General features: G+C 40.3%; 21 protein-coding genes. 7 read left to right on the top strand and 14 right to left on the bottom strand.

What is annotated here, in order from left to right:
• The first annotated feature begins 16 nt into the window (after positions 1 to 16).
• Complete coding sequence (locus IGI50_RS14150) at positions 17 to 427, top strand: VOC family protein (protein WP_438777374.1); 411 nt, start codon at positions 17 to 19, stop codon at positions 425 to 427.
• Between the two features lie 61 nt (positions 428 to 488).
• On the opposite strand, the gene IGI50_RS14155 is transcribed toward IGI50_RS14150, so the two are convergent.
• The 3 genes from IGI50_RS14155 to IGI50_RS14165 are packed head-to-tail and all read right to left on the bottom strand — an operon-like array spanning position 489 to position 3,194.
• Positions 489 to 1,703, bottom strand: coding sequence for an ABC transporter permease (locus IGI50_RS14155; RefSeq protein WP_438777375.1), 1,215 nt, complete (start codon positions 1,701 to 1,703; stop codon positions 489 to 491).
• Complete coding sequence (locus IGI50_RS14160) at positions 1,693 to 2,379, bottom strand: ABC transporter ATP-binding protein (RefSeq protein ID WP_438777376.1); 687 nt, start codon at positions 2,377 to 2,379, stop codon at positions 1,693 to 1,695. Before IGI50_RS14160 ends, IGI50_RS14155 begins: the two co-directional genes overlap by 11 nt.
• Complete coding sequence (locus IGI50_RS14165) at positions 2,376 to 3,194, bottom strand: efflux RND transporter periplasmic adaptor subunit (RefSeq protein ID WP_438777377.1); 819 nt, start codon at positions 3,192 to 3,194, stop codon at positions 2,376 to 2,378. Before IGI50_RS14165 ends, IGI50_RS14160 begins: the two co-directional genes overlap by 4 nt.
• Positions 3,195 to 3,474: 280 nt before the next feature.
• On the opposite strand from IGI50_RS14165, the gene IGI50_RS14170 reads away from it, so the two are divergent.
• Complete coding sequence (locus IGI50_RS14170; protein WP_010745270.1) at positions 3,475 to 4,017, top strand: biotin transporter BioY; 543 nt, start codon at positions 3,475 to 3,477, stop codon at positions 4,015 to 4,017.
• 105 nt (positions 4,018 to 4,122) lie between these two features.
• Positions 4,123 to 5,280, top strand: a complete 1,158-nt coding sequence (locus IGI50_RS14175) for a macrolide family glycosyltransferase (RefSeq protein ID WP_438777378.1) — start codon at positions 4,123 to 4,125, stop codon at positions 5,278 to 5,280.
• Between the two features lie 22 nt (positions 5,281 to 5,302).
• Here IGI50_RS14175 and IGI50_RS14180 read toward each other — a convergent pair whose 3' ends face one another.
• From IGI50_RS14180 to IGI50_RS14215, 8 genes are all read right to left on the bottom strand, one after another.
• A complete protein-coding gene (locus tag IGI50_RS14180) occupies positions 5,303 to 6,187 on the bottom strand; it encodes an ROK family protein (protein WP_438777379.1) in 885 nt (294 codons plus the stop codon).
• Positions 6,188 to 6,233: 46 nt separating this feature from the next.
• A complete protein-coding gene (locus IGI50_RS14185; RefSeq protein WP_028020028.1) occupies positions 6,234 to 7,133 on the bottom strand; it encodes a ketose-bisphosphate aldolase in 900 nt (299 codons plus the stop codon).
• A 23-nt stretch (positions 7,134 to 7,156) separates the two neighbouring features.
• A complete protein-coding gene (locus IGI50_RS14190) occupies positions 7,157 to 8,008 on the bottom strand; it encodes a class II fructose-bisphosphate aldolase (protein WP_438777380.1) in 852 nt (283 codons plus the stop codon).
• A 57-nt stretch (positions 8,009 to 8,065) separates the two neighbouring features.
• On the bottom strand, positions 8,066 to 9,151 hold the full coding sequence (locus IGI50_RS14195; protein ID WP_010745264.1) for a PTS fructose transporter subunit IIC: 1,086 nt from the start codon (positions 9,149 to 9,151) through the stop codon (positions 8,066 to 8,068).
• 38 nt (positions 9,152 to 9,189) lie between these two features.
• Complete coding sequence (locus tag IGI50_RS14200; protein ID WP_438777600.1) at positions 9,190 to 9,504, bottom strand: PTS fructose transporter subunit IIB; 315 nt, start codon at positions 9,502 to 9,504, stop codon at positions 9,190 to 9,192.
• Between the two features lie 24 nt (positions 9,505 to 9,528).
• A complete protein-coding gene (locus IGI50_RS14205) occupies positions 9,529 to 10,023 on the bottom strand; it encodes a PTS sugar transporter subunit IIA (protein ID WP_438777381.1) in 495 nt (164 codons plus the stop codon).
• Between the two features lies 1 nt (position 10,024).
• Entirely contained in the window at positions 10,025 to 11,494 is a 1,470-nt protein-coding gene (locus IGI50_RS14210) for a BglG family transcription antiterminator (protein ID WP_010745261.1), read from the bottom strand.
• 322 nt (positions 11,495 to 11,816) lie between these two features.
• Positions 11,817 to 12,443 (bottom strand): DUF1054 domain-containing protein, encoded by a 627-nt coding sequence (locus IGI50_RS14215; RefSeq protein ID WP_438777382.1) that lies wholly within the window; start codon positions 12,441 to 12,443, stop codon positions 11,817 to 11,819.
• 267 nt (positions 12,444 to 12,710) lie between these two features.
• Between IGI50_RS14215 and IGI50_RS14220 the strand changes: the two genes are divergently transcribed.
• Together IGI50_RS14220 and IGI50_RS14225 are read left to right on the top strand one after the other, a co-directional pair.
• Positions 12,711 to 13,718: an alcohol dehydrogenase catalytic domain-containing protein gene (locus IGI50_RS14220; RefSeq protein ID WP_438777383.1), complete on the top strand. Its 1,008-nt coding sequence runs from the start codon at positions 12,711 to 12,713 to the stop codon at positions 13,716 to 13,718.
• Positions 13,719 to 13,931: 213 nt separating this feature from the next.
• Positions 13,932 to 14,663, top strand: coding sequence for an MIP/aquaporin family protein (locus tag IGI50_RS14225; protein WP_010745258.1), 732 nt, complete (start codon positions 13,932 to 13,934; stop codon positions 14,661 to 14,663).
• A gap of 53 nt (positions 14,664 to 14,716) precedes the next feature.
• Here IGI50_RS14225 and IGI50_RS14230 read toward each other — a convergent pair whose 3' ends face one another.
• Positions 14,717 to 14,962, bottom strand: a complete 246-nt coding sequence (locus IGI50_RS14230; protein WP_438777384.1) for a hypothetical protein — start codon at positions 14,960 to 14,962, stop codon at positions 14,717 to 14,719.
• Positions 14,963 to 15,256: 294 nt separating this feature from the next.
• Between IGI50_RS14230 and IGI50_RS14235 the strand changes: the two genes are divergently transcribed.
• Both IGI50_RS14235 and IGI50_RS14240 read left to right on the top strand, forming a co-directional pair.
• Positions 15,257 to 15,508 carry an AbrB/MazE/SpoVT family DNA-binding domain-containing protein gene (locus IGI50_RS14235; RefSeq protein ID WP_010745255.1) on the top strand — a complete coding sequence of 84 codons (252 nt, stop codon included), beginning with the start codon at positions 15,257 to 15,259 and terminating at the stop codon, positions 15,506 to 15,508.
• Positions 15,508 to 15,651 (top strand): hypothetical protein, encoded by a 144-nt coding sequence (locus IGI50_RS14240; protein WP_438777385.1) that lies wholly within the window; start codon positions 15,508 to 15,510, stop codon positions 15,649 to 15,651. The genes IGI50_RS14235 and IGI50_RS14240 overlap by 1 nt, the downstream gene beginning before the upstream one ends.
• 499 nt (positions 15,652 to 16,150) lie before the next feature.
• Here IGI50_RS14240 and gltX read toward each other — a convergent pair whose 3' ends face one another.
• On the bottom strand, positions 16,151 to 17,662 hold the full coding sequence (gene gltX / locus IGI50_RS14245; protein WP_438777386.1) for a glutamate--tRNA ligase: 1,512 nt from the start codon (positions 17,660 to 17,662) through the stop codon (positions 16,151 to 16,153).
• A 310-nt stretch (positions 17,663 to 17,972) separates the two neighbouring features.
• Positions 17,973 to 19,349: a glutamate decarboxylase gene (locus tag IGI50_RS14250; protein WP_438777387.1), complete on the bottom strand. Its 1,377-nt coding sequence runs from the start codon at positions 19,347 to 19,349 to the stop codon at positions 17,973 to 17,975.
• Positions 19,350 to 19,378: the final 29 nt, after the last annotated feature.

A 19,378-nucleotide genomic window follows, 5' to 3' on the forward strand; every position in this document is an offset into this window, starting at 1 on the left:
AAAGGAGTGAATAAAATTGAAGGGAAAAGAGGTAAAGGTCGGTACTGGTTTATTAGTTGGCGATATGAAAAAGATGGTTCATTTCTACAGAGACCTATTGGGTTTTCAAACACAATGGACCGATGGAGATTTCGCTGAATTTGAAACAGCAAGCGGAGATTTGGCACTTTTTATGTATAGCCGCGAAGCCTTCGTGCAAGCTATCGATGAAAACTACATTCCACCAAAAGGAATCAATCAGACATTTGAACTAGCTCTATGGTTACCCTGCTTTGCAGATGTGGATGCCGAATACGAACGATTATCAAAACTGGGGCTTTCCTTCCCAACAGGAGCCCCCATGACCTTCTCTTTCGGTATACGTAATTTTTATGTCACAGATCCCGAAGGTAATCTACTTGAAATCGGGAGTACCAACGAACAGTAGCCGCAACAAATACCCCGACAAGACAATGATCATCTGACGGGGTACTCTTTCTAAATTTAAATCAGCGCAGCAAGGAGACGATATCCTTTTTTGCGGCACTCTTTGCCGGCAGCCAGCTGAAGACGATTCCGATCACGACAGACAAGCCAAAGGCCAGCGTCACCGTAAACAGATCTGGACGAACCGACAGAGGTGTAAACATACTGATGGCAAATCCTAACAGCATAGCGATTAGATAGCCAATCGTGCCACCCACTAAAGTCAACGAGATACCTTCAAGTAAGAATTGCATCATAATATTGCCCTTTGTTCCACCCATAGCTCGTCGAACACCGATCTCTTTGGTCCGTTCCGAGACAGAGATATAGATCATATTCATGACCCCGATCCCCGAAATAAATAGCGAGATACCACCAATCACTGAGATCAGTAAAGTAATACTAGTCAGCAGCATCCGTAATTGATCCACCTGTCCAGCCAAATCCTGACTCTTATAAGAGCCAAACTCTCGCCATGTTCCGTATTTTTTCAGCGTATCTTCGGCTTCTTTGGAGACATTCTTGATATTGGCCGTTTGGCTCATTTTGACTTGGATCATGCTGCGGTCTTCCGTATTAAAATAATGTTCGTAAACATTTTCAGGAACCTCAGCAACAACATAGTCCTCCGAAGTGGAAACAATAGAACCGCCGTTTCGATCTTCCATAATCCCGACTACCTCAAAGAGATGCCCGCCAATTTTTATGCTTTGGCCAATTAAAGCTTCTGTCTGTTCCCTTTTAATTGCCTTAGCCGCGGTTTGATCAATCACGACTACAGGATTTTCATTATAATAGTCACTATCTTGAATCGGTCGGCCATGAACAACCTTCGTTCCTTGGCCCTTTAATAGCTTAAAGCAATTCCAACGACCGTCATTTCCCACTTCATCAAAGGTTTGATCCGAATATTTGCTGCCGTTACGAGAATCATTGTAATAGTTCACCGATTGGACTCCAGGAATGCTCTCTAAGCGACTAATATCTTCTTCGGTAAAGGCATCTAATCCATTTCCATAGAACGAATCATTTTTTGGTGTATAAGTGTAACCAACACTACCATCAAATTGATCCAATCCAATGAATTCCGAGGCATAATTTTCAAAGGCACGCCCGATTGAAAAGACAGTAATTACCGCAGATACCCCAATTATCAAACCGATCATGGTCAAAAAGCTTCGCCGTTTGTTTTTCCCGATTGCCTTGAAGGAAGTCTTCCATACTTCACTAAACCGCATGTGGAACACCTTCTTCCACTATCTCGCCATCCTTCACCGTAATGATTCGTTGACAATAAGCCGCCGCATCAGGATCATGAGTGACCATCAAAATCGTTACTTTTTCTTCTTCATTCAATCGTTTAAATAATTGCATGATTTCTTCAGAGGTATGACTGTCTAATGCTCCTGTTGGTTCATCTGCTACGATAAATTTCGGGTTTCCGACAATCGCCCGAGCAATTGCCACACGCTGCTGCTGTCCGCCTGAAAGCTGCTTGGGCAGTTTGTTGTATTTATCCGCGATACCAACTTTTCGCAGTGCCTCCATTACCAAAGGCTTGGTTTGCTTTTGCTTCATTCCGCCATATAGCAACGGCATCGCCACATTCTCCATCACTGTATTATTATCAATCAGCTGAAAGGACTGAAAAACGAACCCTACTGACTTATTGCGTAAAGCTGAAAGCTTCTCATCATTGAAACGATAGGCATCTTGCGCTTCAAAACGATAGCTTCCTTCAAAATCTCCATCAAGAAAACTGATCGTATTAATCAACGTCGATTTTCCCGAACCCGATGGTCCCATCACCGCCACAAATTCGTGTTCCTCAATCGTCAAGCTGATTGCTTTTAGGACATGGATGCGTTCTTGATCGGCAGTGTAAAATTTATTGATATTTTCCATCACAATCATTCAACTGTCACATCCATCCCATCTTTCATGCTCTTCGCATCTTTGATAATTTTGTCGTTTTCATTCAAACCTTCATGTAGCAAATAATAGCCGTTTCCTTTTTCAACAGTCACTTCATGCTTTTCAGCCTTATTTTTAGCGACTGTATAAACATAGTATTTCCCGTCTTTTTCCACTACACTTTTCAACGGCAAATGAATCTCATTTCGCGGAATTAATAATTCTACAGAATAGCCTACAGGAATTGCTTCGTCAGGCACTGCTGTATAATTATAGGTGACCAAACTACTAGCATCTTCTTTTTCTGGTTCATTATTCATCTCAGCCAGAGAGGTTACTTTCCCAGTCACTTTCTTTTCATTGTTTCCATAAGTAATTTCTATCGGCTCATTCAAAGCAACCTTCGAGCGATCATATTCCGTTACTTCTCCTTTGATAGCAGATTCTTCGCTCTTCAAAACCATCAAAGACTGCTGCGGATCGTTTTTTGCATCCTCATTTAAAGCGGTCACAACGGAATCATTCGCCGCACGAATGACTTCTCCCCAACGATAGGTCACTAAAATTTGATTTCTTGTCACATGATCCCCTTCACTTACATGAATCGTCTGGACAGGACCTTTTTCCGTATCCACTAGAACCGTTTGTTTTTTCGTTGATTGAACTTGCCCCTTTAAATGCAACGGCGTTTGCTTGTTGACTTGATACATTTCTACTGATGTATCCGCTTTTGCTTTTGCCTGCGTGTTTTGATAGAGAAAAAAGCCTGCCCCCGCAACCACTAACACACCTATACCTATAAATATTTTTTTCATTTCCGACTCCATTCCCTCCGTTATAAAATTAGTGCATTTGTTCTTTACTCTATAAATTTTAGAGGAAAGACCTGTCTGCTACTTCCAACGAAAGTACAAAATCTAGATAGGACTTTAGCCCGAAGAACATTTGTTTTTTTACTAAACAGTGTTTCATGTATTTAACTATGAAAATGTTTAATCGAGAAATTACAAAAAAATTCTCTTTACATCCTGTTAACCATCCAGTATACTTTCGTTAACCAAAACAAAATATTAAGTTAACGAAAGAGTGAGTATAGTGAAATTAACAAGTCGAGAAATTGTTTTAGCCGGATTATTTGCCGCAATCATTGGAATTTTATCTCAATTTACAATTCCTTTTGGACCGATTCCATTAACCCTGCAAACCTTTGCTGTTGGGTTTGTCGTGACGATCTTAGGAAAAAAAACTGGAACCATCGCTGTTGCGATCTATCTGTTAATGGGGATGATCGGCTTACCCGTATTAGCTGGCGGTTCTGCCGGAATTGTTCATTATTTTGGACCAACAGGCGGTTTTTTAGTTGGATTTATCTTTCAGGCCTTCTTTACTGGGTTGATTATCGAAAAGACCCGTTTTAATTATTTTTGGTCAATCCTCGCAAATGTGGTTGGCGCCTTTATTACCCTGTTTTTCGGATCATTATGGTTAAAATATAGCGGCAGCCTTCCTTGGGACGCAGCCTTTTCAGCTGGAATGATTCCCTTTATCCTGCCGGGCTTGATTAAAGCACTGGCCGCGGGCTATCTAGGAGCTCTGATTGGTAAAAGATTATCCTTCACACATTTGGTGTATCGTTAAGTTTCCGATTTTCGGAAACTTTTTTTCTTGACATTTTAATCAGGTAGCCTTATTATCTCTTTTGATAAGGTGCCCTTATAAAAATAATGAAAGAAGCGAGCAACTATGAATAAAGTTTTATTCTTAAATGTAACTACCCACGGCCATGTTAATCCTTCACTTGGTTTAGTCAAAGAGCTGAGCAATCGCGGGATTGAGGTCGTCTATTTTTCAAGTGAAGAATTCCGTGAAAAGATCGAAGAAGCTGGCGCTGATTACCGCGCCTATCAATATGATCTAAATATTTTTAAAAACGGCTTTAATGTATTATTAGACCACGGCTTAGACATTATGCAAGATATTCTAGAGCAGATACAAGACGATTCCTTTGACGCAGTCATTCATTCTGTGGCTATGCCCTTCAGCAAACAGCTCGCTAACTATTTGATGGTTCCTGCTATTTCCATGCTAGCTGTCTTCATGGGAATGCAGGACTTCATGAAACCTGACAAAACGCATTTAGCGGGGAAATTCAAGACGATGAACGACGCTTATCTTTTGGAAGAAAAAAAAATTGAGCAGGCACTGCCTGTATCTATGCCCCCTCGTTTTTTTGATTTGCTTTTTAATATTGAACCAGTAAATATTGTTTTTACCTCTGAATATTTTCTACCTGAAAGTGAACAAGAATTTTTTGATGAAAAGTTTGTCTTAGTTGGTGCAGACAATTATCAGCGTTTGGAAGATACCTCTAATTTGCCAATTGAACGCTTGAAGAAAGCTAAGAAAGTTTTGTATGTCTCCTTCGGCACTATTTTTGGCGACTATGCAAAAGAGATTTATACAAAAGTTTTTGAAGCATTTAGCGACACCGACTACCTAGTTGTTCTAGCAGCCCATCAGGTTAGTCTAAAAGATCTGACTATTCCAAAGAATTTTATCGTTCAAGATTATCTTCCGCAAAATGAAGTGTTGAAATACGCAGACGTAGCAATCACTCATAACGGCTTAAACAGCATGAATGATTTAATCTTAAATGACGTTCCCTTTGTCTCTCTGCCAATGGGCTCGGATCAACCAGCACTTGCTCATCGTTTAGTCGAGCTAAAGGCAGCTATTTGTTTAGATTATCAACAGGTAAGCAGTGATGAATTAAAAGCTGCGGTAGAAAACGTTCAGATTGACCCTAGCTATTTAAGCAATTTGAAGCAAATCAAGCAATCCTTTTTAACCGCTGGTGGATATAAAAAAGCGGCAGACGCTATCGAAGAATATTTAAACTAAATGAAAACCGCAATCCTTCATTTTAAGAAAGATTGCGGTTATTGTTCTTTTCGAGTTCCTTTTGAGCCAACAATAGTGCGCCAATCAGACCACTTTCATTTGGCAAACCCCATCGAAGGATATATTCTTCCGCTTTGGGGACTTCCATATAACCAGCCATTAATTCTGTGAATTGGCTTTGGACCTTTTTAAGTAAATGATCTTGATTCATGACACCGCCGCCTAAAACAATCACCTCTGGCGCCAAAATCAACGTATAACTCATCAATGCTTGTGCTAAATAATTCGCCTGCAAGTCCCAGATAGAATGATCCAACGGCAATTCTTCTCCCTTAATTCCGGTACGCGCTTCTAATGAAGGCCCTGCCGCTAATCCTTCCAGACAATCTTTATGGTATGGGCACGTCCCTGAATAGGTATCCTCGGGATGTCGCTTGATATGCAGATGCCCCATTTCTGGATGAGAGATTCCTTGAAAAACTTCATCGTTGATTACGATACCACCGCCAATTCCTGTACCGATGGTTAAATAAATACAGCTATGTTTTCCTTTTGCTGCACCCTGTTTAATCTCACCAAATGCTGCAGCATTCACATCAGTTGTCCAAGCTGTCGGCACCTGATATCGTTGCTTCATTTGGCCTAAGAAATCCACACCCGTCCAGCCCGCTTTAGGTGTTGCTAAAATATGCCCATAATTTTCTTGATCTGGCTGAATGCCGATAGGTCCAAATGAACCAATCCCCATCGCGTCAATAGAATACTGATCAAAGAAAGCAAAAACCTTCTTAAAAGTCGTTTGTGGGTCAGTCGTCGGTATACTGATTTTTTCTTTTACATAAAACTTATCATCAGCCACGGCACAAATAAATTTTGTGCCGCCTGCTTCGATCCCTCCGTATAACATATTTTCCTCCTAAAAAAACCAAGGGAGATTCCCTTGGCTTTTTGGTTTAATTTTGTTCTTGTCTCCAAGGTTGAACGTTTTCTTTGCGATAAACCGCTGCTTGACCGATTGAATTAAACAATTCCATTTTTTGCTTAACAACCGCCTTCGCTGCATCGATACATTCTGGATAAATCGCATTCGCATCCCATAATTCTGTCGTCGAAAGAATTTCACGACATTTTTTGTAGAATGCATATTTGTAGTCAGAGGAAATATTGACCTTTTGAATACCGATTTGAACAGCTTTAGCGATTTCCTCATCTGGATTGGCAGAACCGCCATGTAGAACTAACGGAATATCCACTCTATTTTTAATGTCTTCTAAAACGTCCATTTTCAATGCTGGTTTAATATCTTTTGGATAAATTCCGTGAGCCGTCCCAATCGCAACAGCTAACGTATCAATCCCAGTTTTTTCGATAAATTCTTCGGCATCCTCTGGTTTCGTGTAGATAACTTCCGATACGCCACCTTCAATAGAAGTACCTGTATTACCGATCGTCCCTAGTTCACCCTCGACAGAAACACCAATCTTATGGCAAACATCTACTACTTCTTTAGTGATAGCAATATTTTCTTCAAACGGTAGCAATGAACCATCAATCATGACTGAACTAAATCCACAGTGGATAGCACGCATGATGCTTGCTAGGTTATCTCCATGGTCCATGTGGATAACAAATGGAACCGAACTATTTTTCGCACGAGAAACAGCATATTGGAAAAACTCATCCTTTGTAAAGTCTAACTCTGTTGGATGTACCGCAATGATTGCTGGTGCATCATTTTCTTCCGCTGCCTCAATAACAACCCGTAAGAAATTACTGTCTGCGACGTTGAAAGCTCCCACAGCGAATTTGTTTTCCTTGGCGATTTCCAGCATTTGATTCATATTAATTAACATTTGACTTTGTCTCCATTCTCTTCTTATGATTTATTTTTAGAACCCGAAAGTTCGATGTACCGTTTGACCATTTCTTTTCCTGCCGCCATCGTTTGATGAATGAGCGTAGGATAATCCACTTCTGGATTTTCTTTAAGTTGTTTCTGAATTTCAGCTTTTTGTGCCTTCATGAAGTCAGAACCAACATTAATCTTGTTAATCCCTAATTCAATTGAGCGCAAAATATTTTTTTCACCCGCACCAGAACCCCCATGCAAGACTAAAGGCAAGTTCGTTGCCGTTTTGATTTTTTCTACAATATCGAAACGAAAAGCTGGTACATAGCCATCTGGATAGTCCCCATGACTTGAGCCATAAGATAATGCTAAGCAGTCCACACCCGTCTCTTGAATAAAGCGAATCGCCTCGTCAGGATCTGTGTACATCTCATCATTTGTGAAATGATCCCCTGCTACAGCTCCCATATCCCCAACTTCAGCTTCTACACTGGCGTTATAAATTTGTGCCAACTCCACCATCGCTTTTGTGATCCGAATGTTTTCTTCCAGCGGATACATCGACGCATCCATCATGACACTGGAAAAACCTTCATGCAGACACTGCTTTACAAACGCAACATCTTGTCCGTGATCCAAGTTGATCGCTACTTCGACCTTCGCATTGTTTGCCATTCGAATGATTGGCTTGGTTAAATAGCGAATATCCAAATGTTCCTTCACATGATCCTGCAGCAGATCAATAATGATCGGCGAGCGCATTTCCTCCGCTGCTTCTATTACTGCTTTAGCCGTTTCTAAGTTAAAACAATTGATCGCCATTACGGCATAGCTTTCACGATTGGCTTTTTGTAACATCTCTTTCATCGAAACATACATGCAACAAGTCTCCTTCTATATTCTAGGAACTTTTACTTCTAACGAACAAATCCTCTGCTACGAAATTTTGATAGAAGAAAAATCTACTTCTTCCTCTTCCTCATCATCCTTGATATCATTTTCAACAGGGGCTTTCTTCAACGCGAACAAAAGAATTCCTGTAATGGCAGAACCAATCAATAAAGCGAGTGTGAATTTCAACGGATCAGTCATCGCCGGGATAATGAAGACCCCGCCTGAAGGAACTGGTGAGCCCACTCCCCATGACATGCTCAGGCCCCCACCAATCGCCGCACCTACTGTACAAGAGAAAATCACACGTAGTGGATCAACTGCCGCAATAGGAATGACTCCTTCCGTGATCATACAAAGTCCCATTGGAAACGCGATTTTGATATTGTCCTGTTCCTCTTTTGAATATTTCGGTTTGCGGAAGATTTTAGACAATACCCAAGAAATTGTTACACCAAATGGCGGTACCATTGAAGCCAATACCTTCACTGCTTCTGGTCCTTGAATACCTTCTAATAGCAGCCCATCCGCAAAGAGTGAAGCCACCTTGTTGACTGGACCTCCAAAGTCGAAGGCCGCCATTCCACCTACAATTGACCCAAACAAGAAATTTCCTGAACCCTGCAGGCCTTGTAAAAACTCTGTTAACGCTTCTGTTGCCCAAACAATCGGCACACCGATGACAAAGAACATCAATAATCCAATGATCAAGGTAGATAAGAGCGGAACGATCATCATCGGCATCAAACCTTGTGCCCATTTTGGCACTTTCAAGTTTTTCACTAGGAACAGGACGAAGAAACCAACCAAATAACCACCTAACATCCCGCCCAAGAACCCAGCACCAATGGAATTAGCGATTAACCCCATAAACAAACCAGGTCCGATACCCGGACGGTCAGCAATTGAATAAGCGATCGCTGCTGAAATAACTGGAGCTAACAGACCCATTCCTAACACACCCAGTGAAACCAGCGCATCTGGAACCGAATAGGCTGCCTTATAATCCTCGATGACACCACCACCAGTCAGATTCCCAATCGCGATCAGCAACCCTGCCGTAACAACAACCGGTAACATGTACGAGATTGCCGTCAAAGCATGTTTTTTCAATTGAAGCTTCTTAAACATTTCATTCATCTCCTTTTTCATATTAATGATTTCATTCTTTATGCCTTAATGATTTCTTCTTCGATCTTGTTGATCAGTCCTTTTGGCGCTTTGATGACCATGCTTGTTGGGACTTCTACCACTTTTTTCCCTTCAAAGCGATCTTTTCCACCAACTTTGATGTCTGCTGCAATGATCACTACATCAGCGTCTTTGATTTCCTCCATAGTCAGTTCGTCTTCCGTACCGATCGTTCCCTGTGTCTCGATGTGGGCCGTGTGTCCGAGAGTTTTAGCGGCCTTTTCCAATTTTTGCTTTGCGATGTACGTATGGGCGATTCCGGAAGTACATGCGGCGATTCCAACAATTTTCATCATCTATTCCTCCATTTTCTTTTTTTACTCTTCTTCCATTGGATCTCGTGATAATAATTCCATCATTTCTGATTTTGTTTCGGCGTTGACCATATTTTCAATAAAATCCTCATCCGCTAAAAGCATCGCGACTTTTTGCAATAGTTTAATGTGCATCGTGTTCGCATCCGTGTTCTTGACTGCAAACAAGATAATCACCCGGACCGGCTCCTCATCCAATGATTCCCATTCTATTGGCGTCTTCGCCTTTCCGACGACTAACGACGTTTTAATTACGCTGTCAGATTTCCCATGAGGAATCGCGATACTATTACCGATACCAGTCATTCCTTCTGCTTCCCGCGCAAACACATCGGCGGCAAATTCTTCCTCGTCCTCAATGTCCCCATTGGCCATCAGTAAACGCGTCAGTTCATAAATGGCTCCCTCTTTTGTTGTCGCTTTCATTTCTAATTGAATCAATTCTTCGGTAATTACATCGGCGATACTGAAATCGTCCATCATTTGCTCTGCTTTCATCTCACATCTCTCCTAACATCTCTTTCACTCGTTTTTCATCTTGTTTGGTAAATACTGAATTAACTAAAATCGTTGGGATCATCATTTCGACTGTCAAATGAACGGTCGTTAAAATCAGATCAATATTTTGGTATTTTTCTGGTGCTTTGGAAAATTTTCGCGCCGATAGGACATCAACAATTTCTAGTTCTGGGAATGCCTTGCGGACCTTCACCTTCAACAGCTCAGAAGTTCCTACCCCGCTGCTGCACATAATCAAAACTCGTTTTTTCGAATGAATCATTTCTTTATACTTCACAAAATATAGGGTTAAAAAGCCGATCTCGTCTTCCGAAATCTCATTGAGCTGATACTCTTCTTCCGCTGCTTTACTAACCTGCCGAACCTGTTGGAAAATCTCTGGATACTCCAGCTTGATGTCTCCCAATAAATCATTCTTAACGATGATCTCATTTTTCAAACGATACAATAATGGATCAATGTGCTCGTATAAATCTTGACGATTTGGCTGCTGATCCACTTTCATCCCCATCAAATGACTCATTTCTTTCGCGAAAAAATCGGTAATTGCTAGCGCCTCTTTGGATTTCCGATTCAACTTGATCGGTTCCTTCTCCATTCGTGAAGAAATCAGATACTGAAACAAGTAAAAGGTTTCGCTTTCCGGTAAAACAATATTCAGGTAATGATTCAGCTTCGTAATGACCATCCTAGAAAGCTGATACAACTGATCATATTGTGTGATCAGCTCCTCTTCGTCAGGGTCTAATAATTCTGCGCAAGTATCCGCGTGAATTTCTCCCTCCCGCACTCGTTTGATCAAAATATAAATGTGGGAAAAGATGTTGCTATTATAGGGGTATGCGATCCCATTCTGTAATTTTCTTTCGATATACTCTAATAAAGAGGTAATAAAATTAATGTCATAGGAACTGATTTTTTCCTGCTGGGTAGAAAAGTCCTCTTCCCAAACTCGATTCGCACTAATCAAATGATTGACGGCCTTGCGAATATGCTTTTCTGTCCCTTCGATTGACACTCGCTGCCCTTTACGAATCAGGGATAATTGATACTTCTGCAAGAATTCGTTCATCCGTACCAAATCATTCGTAATCACCGTATTGCTGACGTAATACTCCTCAAACAGCTCTTGAATCAATACCTTCTTTGGCGATTTGAATAACAAGGAAAGTAAAATCGTATTCCTTCTTTCCAGTGGACCTTGGACCGTATCTCCTCCTCGTTTACGTACACTTTCTTTTAAATAATTGTCATAATCTAAACGAAAACCTTTTCCGACCTCCGCTGAAATCAACTCTCCATCATCCGATGCTTCATTGATTTTTTTGATCGTTCGGTAAATTGTTTTCGTGGAAACATTGGCAAATTCAGCTAACTCTTGAGCGGTAAGTGTCATCCCATGTTTGATAAACAATTCGATCAATTGTGTTTCACGTTTGCTTAGCTGCATTTTGTCAACCTCCTTGTCCTTAATATAGCTCATTTTTTTCTACGTACATTTTTTCTTGTGTCCATTGAAATGGACATTTGCATAAAACGCTTTCAATAACTATTCAAAACTAAAATAGAAAATAACTGATCTTCCAAAGGGCCCAGATATTCTTCTTTCTTTGGGAAACGCCCCAGATTGACCAATTTTCCCGAAATTTTCTTTGGGTCTTGGTTGGATAAAAAAAACAGCGAATAAATCGCTGTCTATCAGTGTGGCTGCATCCTTCGTCCAAAAAAACTGTCTAGCATACTATTTTACGAAAAGAAGAATACACGATTTTTCAATTTTTCACTGGTGTAACACTTGCTTCAATCGCCAATTGATAAATTGGTACCAACTGTTGATAAGTCTCTATCATGAACTGTTGCGCTGCTTCTGGGTCCTTCCATATCGGATCTGACTTTTTTATGATCCGTCCGACCTGGAACTCACCTTTTTTCACATCACGGAATCGTTTCAACAGTCTTTCCAAACTTTCTGAGGATAACGCTTCTACCTTTGATTTCGTGTGATCACCGGATACAACAAAATCTGAGGTTAACGTGTCAAAGGCTTTTTGATTGTCTAGCAAAACTTGAGCGATTGCCTGTTCATTTTTTGGCTGATCGATGCAAGACAACCACATAAAGACATAGTCTGGCCAGATCCCTAATTGGAAATGCGGTTCCATCTTATAGCCCCGTTTTTGTCGGCTCAAGGCAGACCAGGTATTTTCTGGCGGATATGTCGTGCGGCGGCGGTGCTGGGCAATGTGGATAAATAATTTTTCATCCAGCAGCGGTTCCAGCGCTTCTTGAAATACTTCATCTAAGTGTTGAAATGTCGGCTGAATCTCTTCACGAATAGCCGCCATTCGTCCGTCAAGCCCCTCCACTTCAAATACCTCAAAACTCTTTTCTGTGAACATATCATTCCTCCTATTTCCTATTATAGCAATTCTACTCATCTTGTCTTCCCCCCACAAGTCAAGGACTGCCTTTTTCTGATAGAAACGACGAAACACTTTTTTCTTTCTCCGATTTTGACAAATAGACGGACAAAATTTGTTTAAATCTTCCTATTCTTTTCCCATTTTAAAGAAATTATTTCCCTCTCTTTGTTAAATCAAGTATATTATAAGTAGCCATTTTATTATTGGAGATTCAGAAAGTTATTTCTGAGGAGGGTAAAACGAATGATTTCAGACGCAATCGGGTTCGAGAAAAAATTTCGTTTAAAAGAAGATAAAAAATTTGAACACTATAAGATCATGCTTCCGAAATTACGGGAAAATGATGTCATGATAAAAATTGCCGCTATTTCCATCAGCACCTTAGATACACAGATTCGCCAAACGATTAAAGGGGCAAAAAAACCTTATATTTTAGGCTTTGGCGGCGTAGGAATCATCACTCGTCTTGGCAGCAGCAATCCGCGTCTGAATGTAGGAGATCGGGTATTGTATGTAAATAAAGTCGGAAAATATGGCAGCTATAGTAATTTTCAAATCGCGGATGTTCGTTCCATCGTAAAATTGCCAGACTCTTTTCCTACAGATGAAGCCGCCGCTTTCTCTTATAGTTTTTTCTTAGCCTTCGAAGTGCTGTTCAAGCAGCTGCAATTAACGCCAAAACCAGGAAAGAACCAAGGAAACCTGTTGATCTTGAATACTTCCGACGGATTAGGCGCAACAATTATCCAGTTAGCGAAATGGGCGGGACTGAAGGTTGCCGCTACTATCAACAAAAACAACTCTGAAATTTGGATCAAAAACATGGGGGCTGATGTGGTACTGTCACAATCCACTCACCTGTCACGGGACTTAGAGGCTGCAGAGATGACACCCATTGATTACGTGATCAACCTGGATACAGAAAAGGAAAAGAGCTTTGATCATTTAGCCGAATTCAAGGGCACAGCGAAGGTTCTCCTATTGCATTTTATTAAGAAGAAAAGCAAAAATTTTGATCCGGAGTATCTTCATTTCTACTGTGAAGAGTTTTTAGAAGCTTCTTTTACTACGGAGGAAGGCATCGAGTATTCACACAATGTGATGGAGCTGTTGGTCTATCTCTGGGAGAAAAATCAATTGAAATCGATTTTAACGGCACAGCTGAATGGTTTCTCTGACAAAAACTTTTACGGAGCCCATAAATTGATTGAAAACAATCCAAACTTCCGACATCTTGTTTTGATCAACTGACAAAATCTCGTTCCTTTGAACGGGATTTTTTTATTAACTGAAAATTTTGAATAGAAAGCCCATTTCCTCGCCTTTCATAACTTATGTTGTCATTTCTCATAGAAATTTATAGTTTTTCTGAGGTTAACATTTGCTAATTACAAAGATAGGGATTAAGATATAAAATGAAATTTTCATTTACATTTTCATTTCAAATATTTTTAGGAGGTTTTTATGGATTATTCACTGACTACTCGGTTAGCTGCTGAGTTCTTGGGGACTGCTTTGTTAGTAATGCTAGGAAACGGCGCAGTTGCCAACGTTGATTTGAGAGGTACAAAAGGTTACGGTAGTGACTGGATGTTGATTGCTGTAGGTTATGGATGTGGGGTTATGATTCCGGCAATGATCTTCGGCGGTATCAGCGGAAACCACATCAATCCGGCATTTACAATTGGTTTGGCCGTTAGCGGCTTCTTTCCTTGGTCTGAAGTTCTTCCTTACATCGTGGTCCAATTACTTGGTGCGATGGTCGGTCAATTAGTCGTTGTAGCGAGCTACAAGCCTTACTATGATCAAACAGAAGACAAATTACATGTACTAGGAACATTCTCAACAATCAATAGTGTTGGTTCTAAGTTCAATGGATTCGTGAATGAGTTCTTTGGTTCATTCATTTTATTCTTCGGTGCCCTTGGGATTACGAAAGCACCTTTCTTCCAAAACAACTTAGGAACTGCTCACTTGGCATTAGGTTTCTTAGTATGGACATTGGTTGCATCCTTCGGTGGACCAACTGGCCCTGGTTTGAATCCGGCGCGTGACTTAGGTCCTCGTATCATGCACGCATTATTACCATTGAAACACAAAGGCGATTCACAATGGAGTTATTCATGGGTACCTGTTTTAGCCCCTATTGTCGCTTCCATCGTTGCCATCGCATTATATAAAGCACTATTCATTTAAACGTAAAAACACACTGTCGTAAAAGTTGCGACAGTGTGTTTTTTTGCTAATTTCTAGTCGATAATTTCCGTTCTTCTCTTTTCCTTGATAATCCGATCTGTCTCCAAGTCCATCACAACAGGCTTTGGATCTGGGATAACAACTAAGATGTCTTCGTTTTTCCCATTTTTATGCTGCTCCACTCTGATTTCTTTCTGCTGATCTTCGACTGAAAGTTGTTGCGCGGCATGTTGTTCATTCTTGATTTCATCAATAAAGTCATTTGGCTGGATAGGCGGGACGATGTCATGTTCATGCATTGGAACTACCTCCAAAGAATTTTCTTGTTACTAACAGTGTACTCGCCCCTTCTGATATTCGCAATTTGAATTGTGTTCCATTCTTTGACTCATCCTTTCGCAGAATACTTTTTTCATCCATCTAGCAAGCCTGTTTTTCAGTTACTCTTTTAGTTGACTTGACAGAAGCACGCATTATAACATGTTATAATAATTAGGAAGTCACTCTACACAGTTTCGCTAGGGGATATTGCTAACTATTGCGTACATTATTCTTGAAGCAGTTACTTATCTTTCAAATAGGAGGAAGCACGAATGAAGAAAATAAAAGTTCGCAAAATTGGAAATTCAATCGGCGGCATTTTCCCAAAAGAATGGGGCTTGCATGAAGGTGATTTGTTAAACGTTCGCAAAGAAGGACACCTCTTCATTTTGGATGCTGAGGATTCTGCAAAAGAGAAAGATCGTCAACTAATCGAAGAAAGCTTCGCTGATTTTGAGAATAAAACTACAACCACTGAACAAGAAATGGAAGAACTGTTTGGTAAATATGGTTGGGGCGACTAATGATGAATTACACACTTGTTTACTCTGAATCCTTTAGAAAAAGTCTTCAGGAGAACATTTCAGAATGGGAAAAGGAACTGCTTCTTACCGATGAAAAAATCACTCAATTTGTTCATGCCATTTATCATTCATTAAATCGTTAAAACAATTTCCTGAAATGTATGAAAATGTCGCTAGTTTGTATGGTTTCGACAAACCAACCTATCGCATCCTGATTGGAAAAATTTTTGTAATCTTTTATCGAATCAATCAGGAAGAACGAACAATATTTATTGGAAACCTATTTAAACAAAAACAAATGCACCTATATTTCTAATAGAACATCCAGAAGGAAACATGCGCTGCTTGCCGCTTTCTTTCTGGATTTTTTTGATCGTAATTATGTACAGTGATTCGTTCTTGTACGATTCCACTAATCACGCTAAAGACGCGAAGTGGAACTCGCAGCTAGTTCATTTTAATGGATTCATTTTTCTAAAAATCTGAAAAATGAGTTGTATTTTCACTACGCATATCATTCTGCTAACTAGACCGATCAATAGATCACTTCCAAATCAAAATAAGGAACTCGAACGTTTAATTCTGCGAAAAGCAGAACTGACAAAAACTGCAGCCCTCAGTCAAGGCTGCAGTTAGAACACATTATTTATTTAAGTAAGTCAATGCGTTGTCAATTAAATGTTGGACGGTTGCTTTAGGCATTACAGATAGAATATCAGTGATTTGCGGTGCAGATTTGCTGTCGGTAAATACGACGTTCAACGGCATATACAGTTTGCGTCCTTTTTGTTCGGTTTCTTTTTGAACAGTAGAAATAATCGCTGAGTAGTCCACGGGTTCTGACGCCTTGTTCAATTCTGCTGACATGGTGGTCAAAATTTGTTTAACACTTTCGCTATCAAATTCTGCTAAGTCGGTATAAGTGAAGGTCACTTGGTTAGCATTTTTGATAAACAAGATTTTTTCCATAAAGGTCATTAAAGTCTTGGCTTCTGTGTGATAGATATCCACGACTTTTTTAACAAAATCAAGGTCTTGTTCGATTCCCATGGCTTTCAATTGTTCTGCTACATCTGTTTCAGCAGCATCAACTAACAGCATGATTCTTCTTGTTAATTCATCCACAGATGTCTTCTTGATGTATTCCGCATTGGTCCAGTCGAGTTTCTTTTGATCGAAGTAAGCAGGCGAAGCGGACATCCGATTGATATCGTAAGCTTCGATCAATTCATCCCGAGTGAACAATTCTTTTTCTCCGACGGGTGACCAGCCAAGAAAGGCGATAAAGTTCAGCAATGCTTCATTTAAATAGCCGTATTTACGGTATTGGCTGATGAATTGCAGCGTATTTTTATCCCGTTTGCTCAATTTCTTATGGGTATCCAAGCTATAGATCAGTGTGATATGACCAAATAGCGGTTGTGGGATACCTAGAGCTTCATACACAGCGATTTGTTTTGGTGTATTGGCAATGTGGTCATCTCCACGTAAAACGTGTGTCATCTTCATTAAGTAGTCATCAATTACTACCGCGAAGTTATAGGTTGCCATACCATTACTTTTTTCAATAATGAAGTCTCCGCCGATATTATCTGAATTAAATTCCACACGGCCTTTGATCATGTCGTCCCAGCCATAAATATGATTTTCAGGTAAGTGAAGACGAACCGTGGATTTGCGGCCTTCTGCTTCGGCTTGCTTGATTTGTTCTTCCGTTGCGCCATACCAGCGTCCATCGTAATGAGGCGCGATTTTAGCTTCGATTTGTTGATCATGCAGTTCTTTTAATTCTTCTTCCGTCGCATAGTCGCGATAGGCAAGTCCTGCGTCTAATAATTGTTGTACGTATTTATGATACAAATTCACACGATCTTTTTGGTGGTAAGGGGCAAATTCAACTTTCGGTTTATCCGGACCTTCATCCCAGTCGATACCTAACCAATGAAGATTTTCCATCTGGCTTTCTTCACCATGCGGAACATTTCTTTTCAAGTCAGTATCTTCGATTCGCAACACCCAGGTGCCGTTATAATGCTTCGCAAACAGGTAGTTGAATAACGCAGATTGCGCATTCCCTAAATGTAAAAAACCTGTTGGACTTGGTGCGTATCGAACTCGTACGTCGCCGGTAACTTCTACTTTGTCTTTTTTCAATTTGATTCCCTCCAGTTTAGAAAGGCTTTATGAACTCGCTCAGCTTTTGAGCAACAAGACTAAAATTTTGATAAATTGCCAAAAAACACAGTGACCTTAAGGAACTGATGTTGATTGGTACCTACTCGGTGCTTCTCAAATTTACCAAAATTTTCGCTTGTTGCCGAAAAAAGCTCGTTCATAAAGCCAGACAGCGAAAACTTGGTAATACAATGATTTTTTGTGAATCATTTATATTATCGTTCACAGTTTAAAAGCCCTAATAAAAATAATGCTTTATCAGGGCTTTAATAACAGATGCTATTATATGTTAAGATGCGTGATGAATCAAATGATTACGATTTAAATCGTCAATTGCGCGAGTCAAATCTTCAATAAAATCATCACAAATGGCCATTGTCATGGATGGGCGAACAACGATTCGACTAATTGTGACATCTTCCAGACTTACAGGAAGTGGGTAAGCAGGCACTTGCCAGCCGTATTCCTTCAACTTGTCTTCTAAATCATAAAGATTCCAAGTTAATTCCACATTGTCTGCGATTTTCCAGCAATTGATTGGTAATTGTGAACCATCATTGATGATTTCAAAAATACCTAGATCCTTCAATTCTTGATTGATTCGTTGTGATACGCTGCGAACATTGTTCATGATCGCTGTGAAGCCTTCACGACCGAAACGAATCATGTTGTAGTATTGCGCAACGATGTGTGCACCGCTATGTGAGAAGTTGATAGCGATCGAGTCTACGCTGCTGCCAAGATAAGGAACTGAGAAACGCATTTCTGCTGGTAAATAGTCTTCCGTATTTTCGCGCCAAACAATCCAGCCAATACCGGGATAAACCATCCCGTATTTATGCCCTGAAACGTTGATTGATGCTACATTTTTTAAACGGAAGTCCCATGGCTTGAACTCATCAACAAATGGTGCGAAGAAGCCGCCAAATGCTGCGTCGACATGGATCTTGATTGGTAATTTCGCTGTTTTGTTGTATTCAGAAACCAGTTCATCTAATTTTTGAATATCATCTACGCGGCCAGTGTAAGTAATTCCTTGAATTCCTACAATACCAATGGTGTTTTCATCTACATAATCCATGACGGTGTCAGTGTTTAATGACATATGGTTTTCATCCATTGGAACTTCCCGCATCTCGACATTCCAGTACGTACAGAATTTTTCCCATACAACTTGGAATGCTGAGTTGATTACTAAGTTAGGTTTGTGTTCATGTAAGTTGTCGATGTCTAGTCCGGCTGCTTTGGCACGATGTTTCCAGCTATGCAATAATGCAAGTCCGCCTAGCATACACCCTTCTGAAGAACCTACTGTTGAAGTTCCGATGAAGTCTTGGAATAATTTTTTCCCTTCACCGATATTCCACATATGAGCAACCATACTAATGGTATAGTTTTCCATTGCGGTAGTTTTTGGATATTCTGATTTGTCAATCGCATTCGTTTCAAGCGAACCCAACATCAAGCGATCTGCTTGTGGTTCCATTTGAGTGGTACAGAATGTAGCTAAGTTTTGGTCTGCTTTTGCTTCATTCAACCGAATATGATTGACGAGCGTCTCGGCTGTGTCAGGGTTCATACCCTCATCAGGTAATACTTCTTTAGGCATGCTGCGAGCAGCTTCTTTGCTTCCTAAAAATGAACTTTCTAAATAATCTGTTTGCATTTAAAAGATCTCCTTAAAATAGACTTTCT

This window comes from Enterococcus sp. DIV0170 (assembly GCF_051710765.1).
GTDB classification, from domain to species: domain Bacteria; phylum Bacillota; class Bacilli; order Lactobacillales; family Enterococcaceae; genus Enterococcus_A; species Enterococcus_A raffinosus.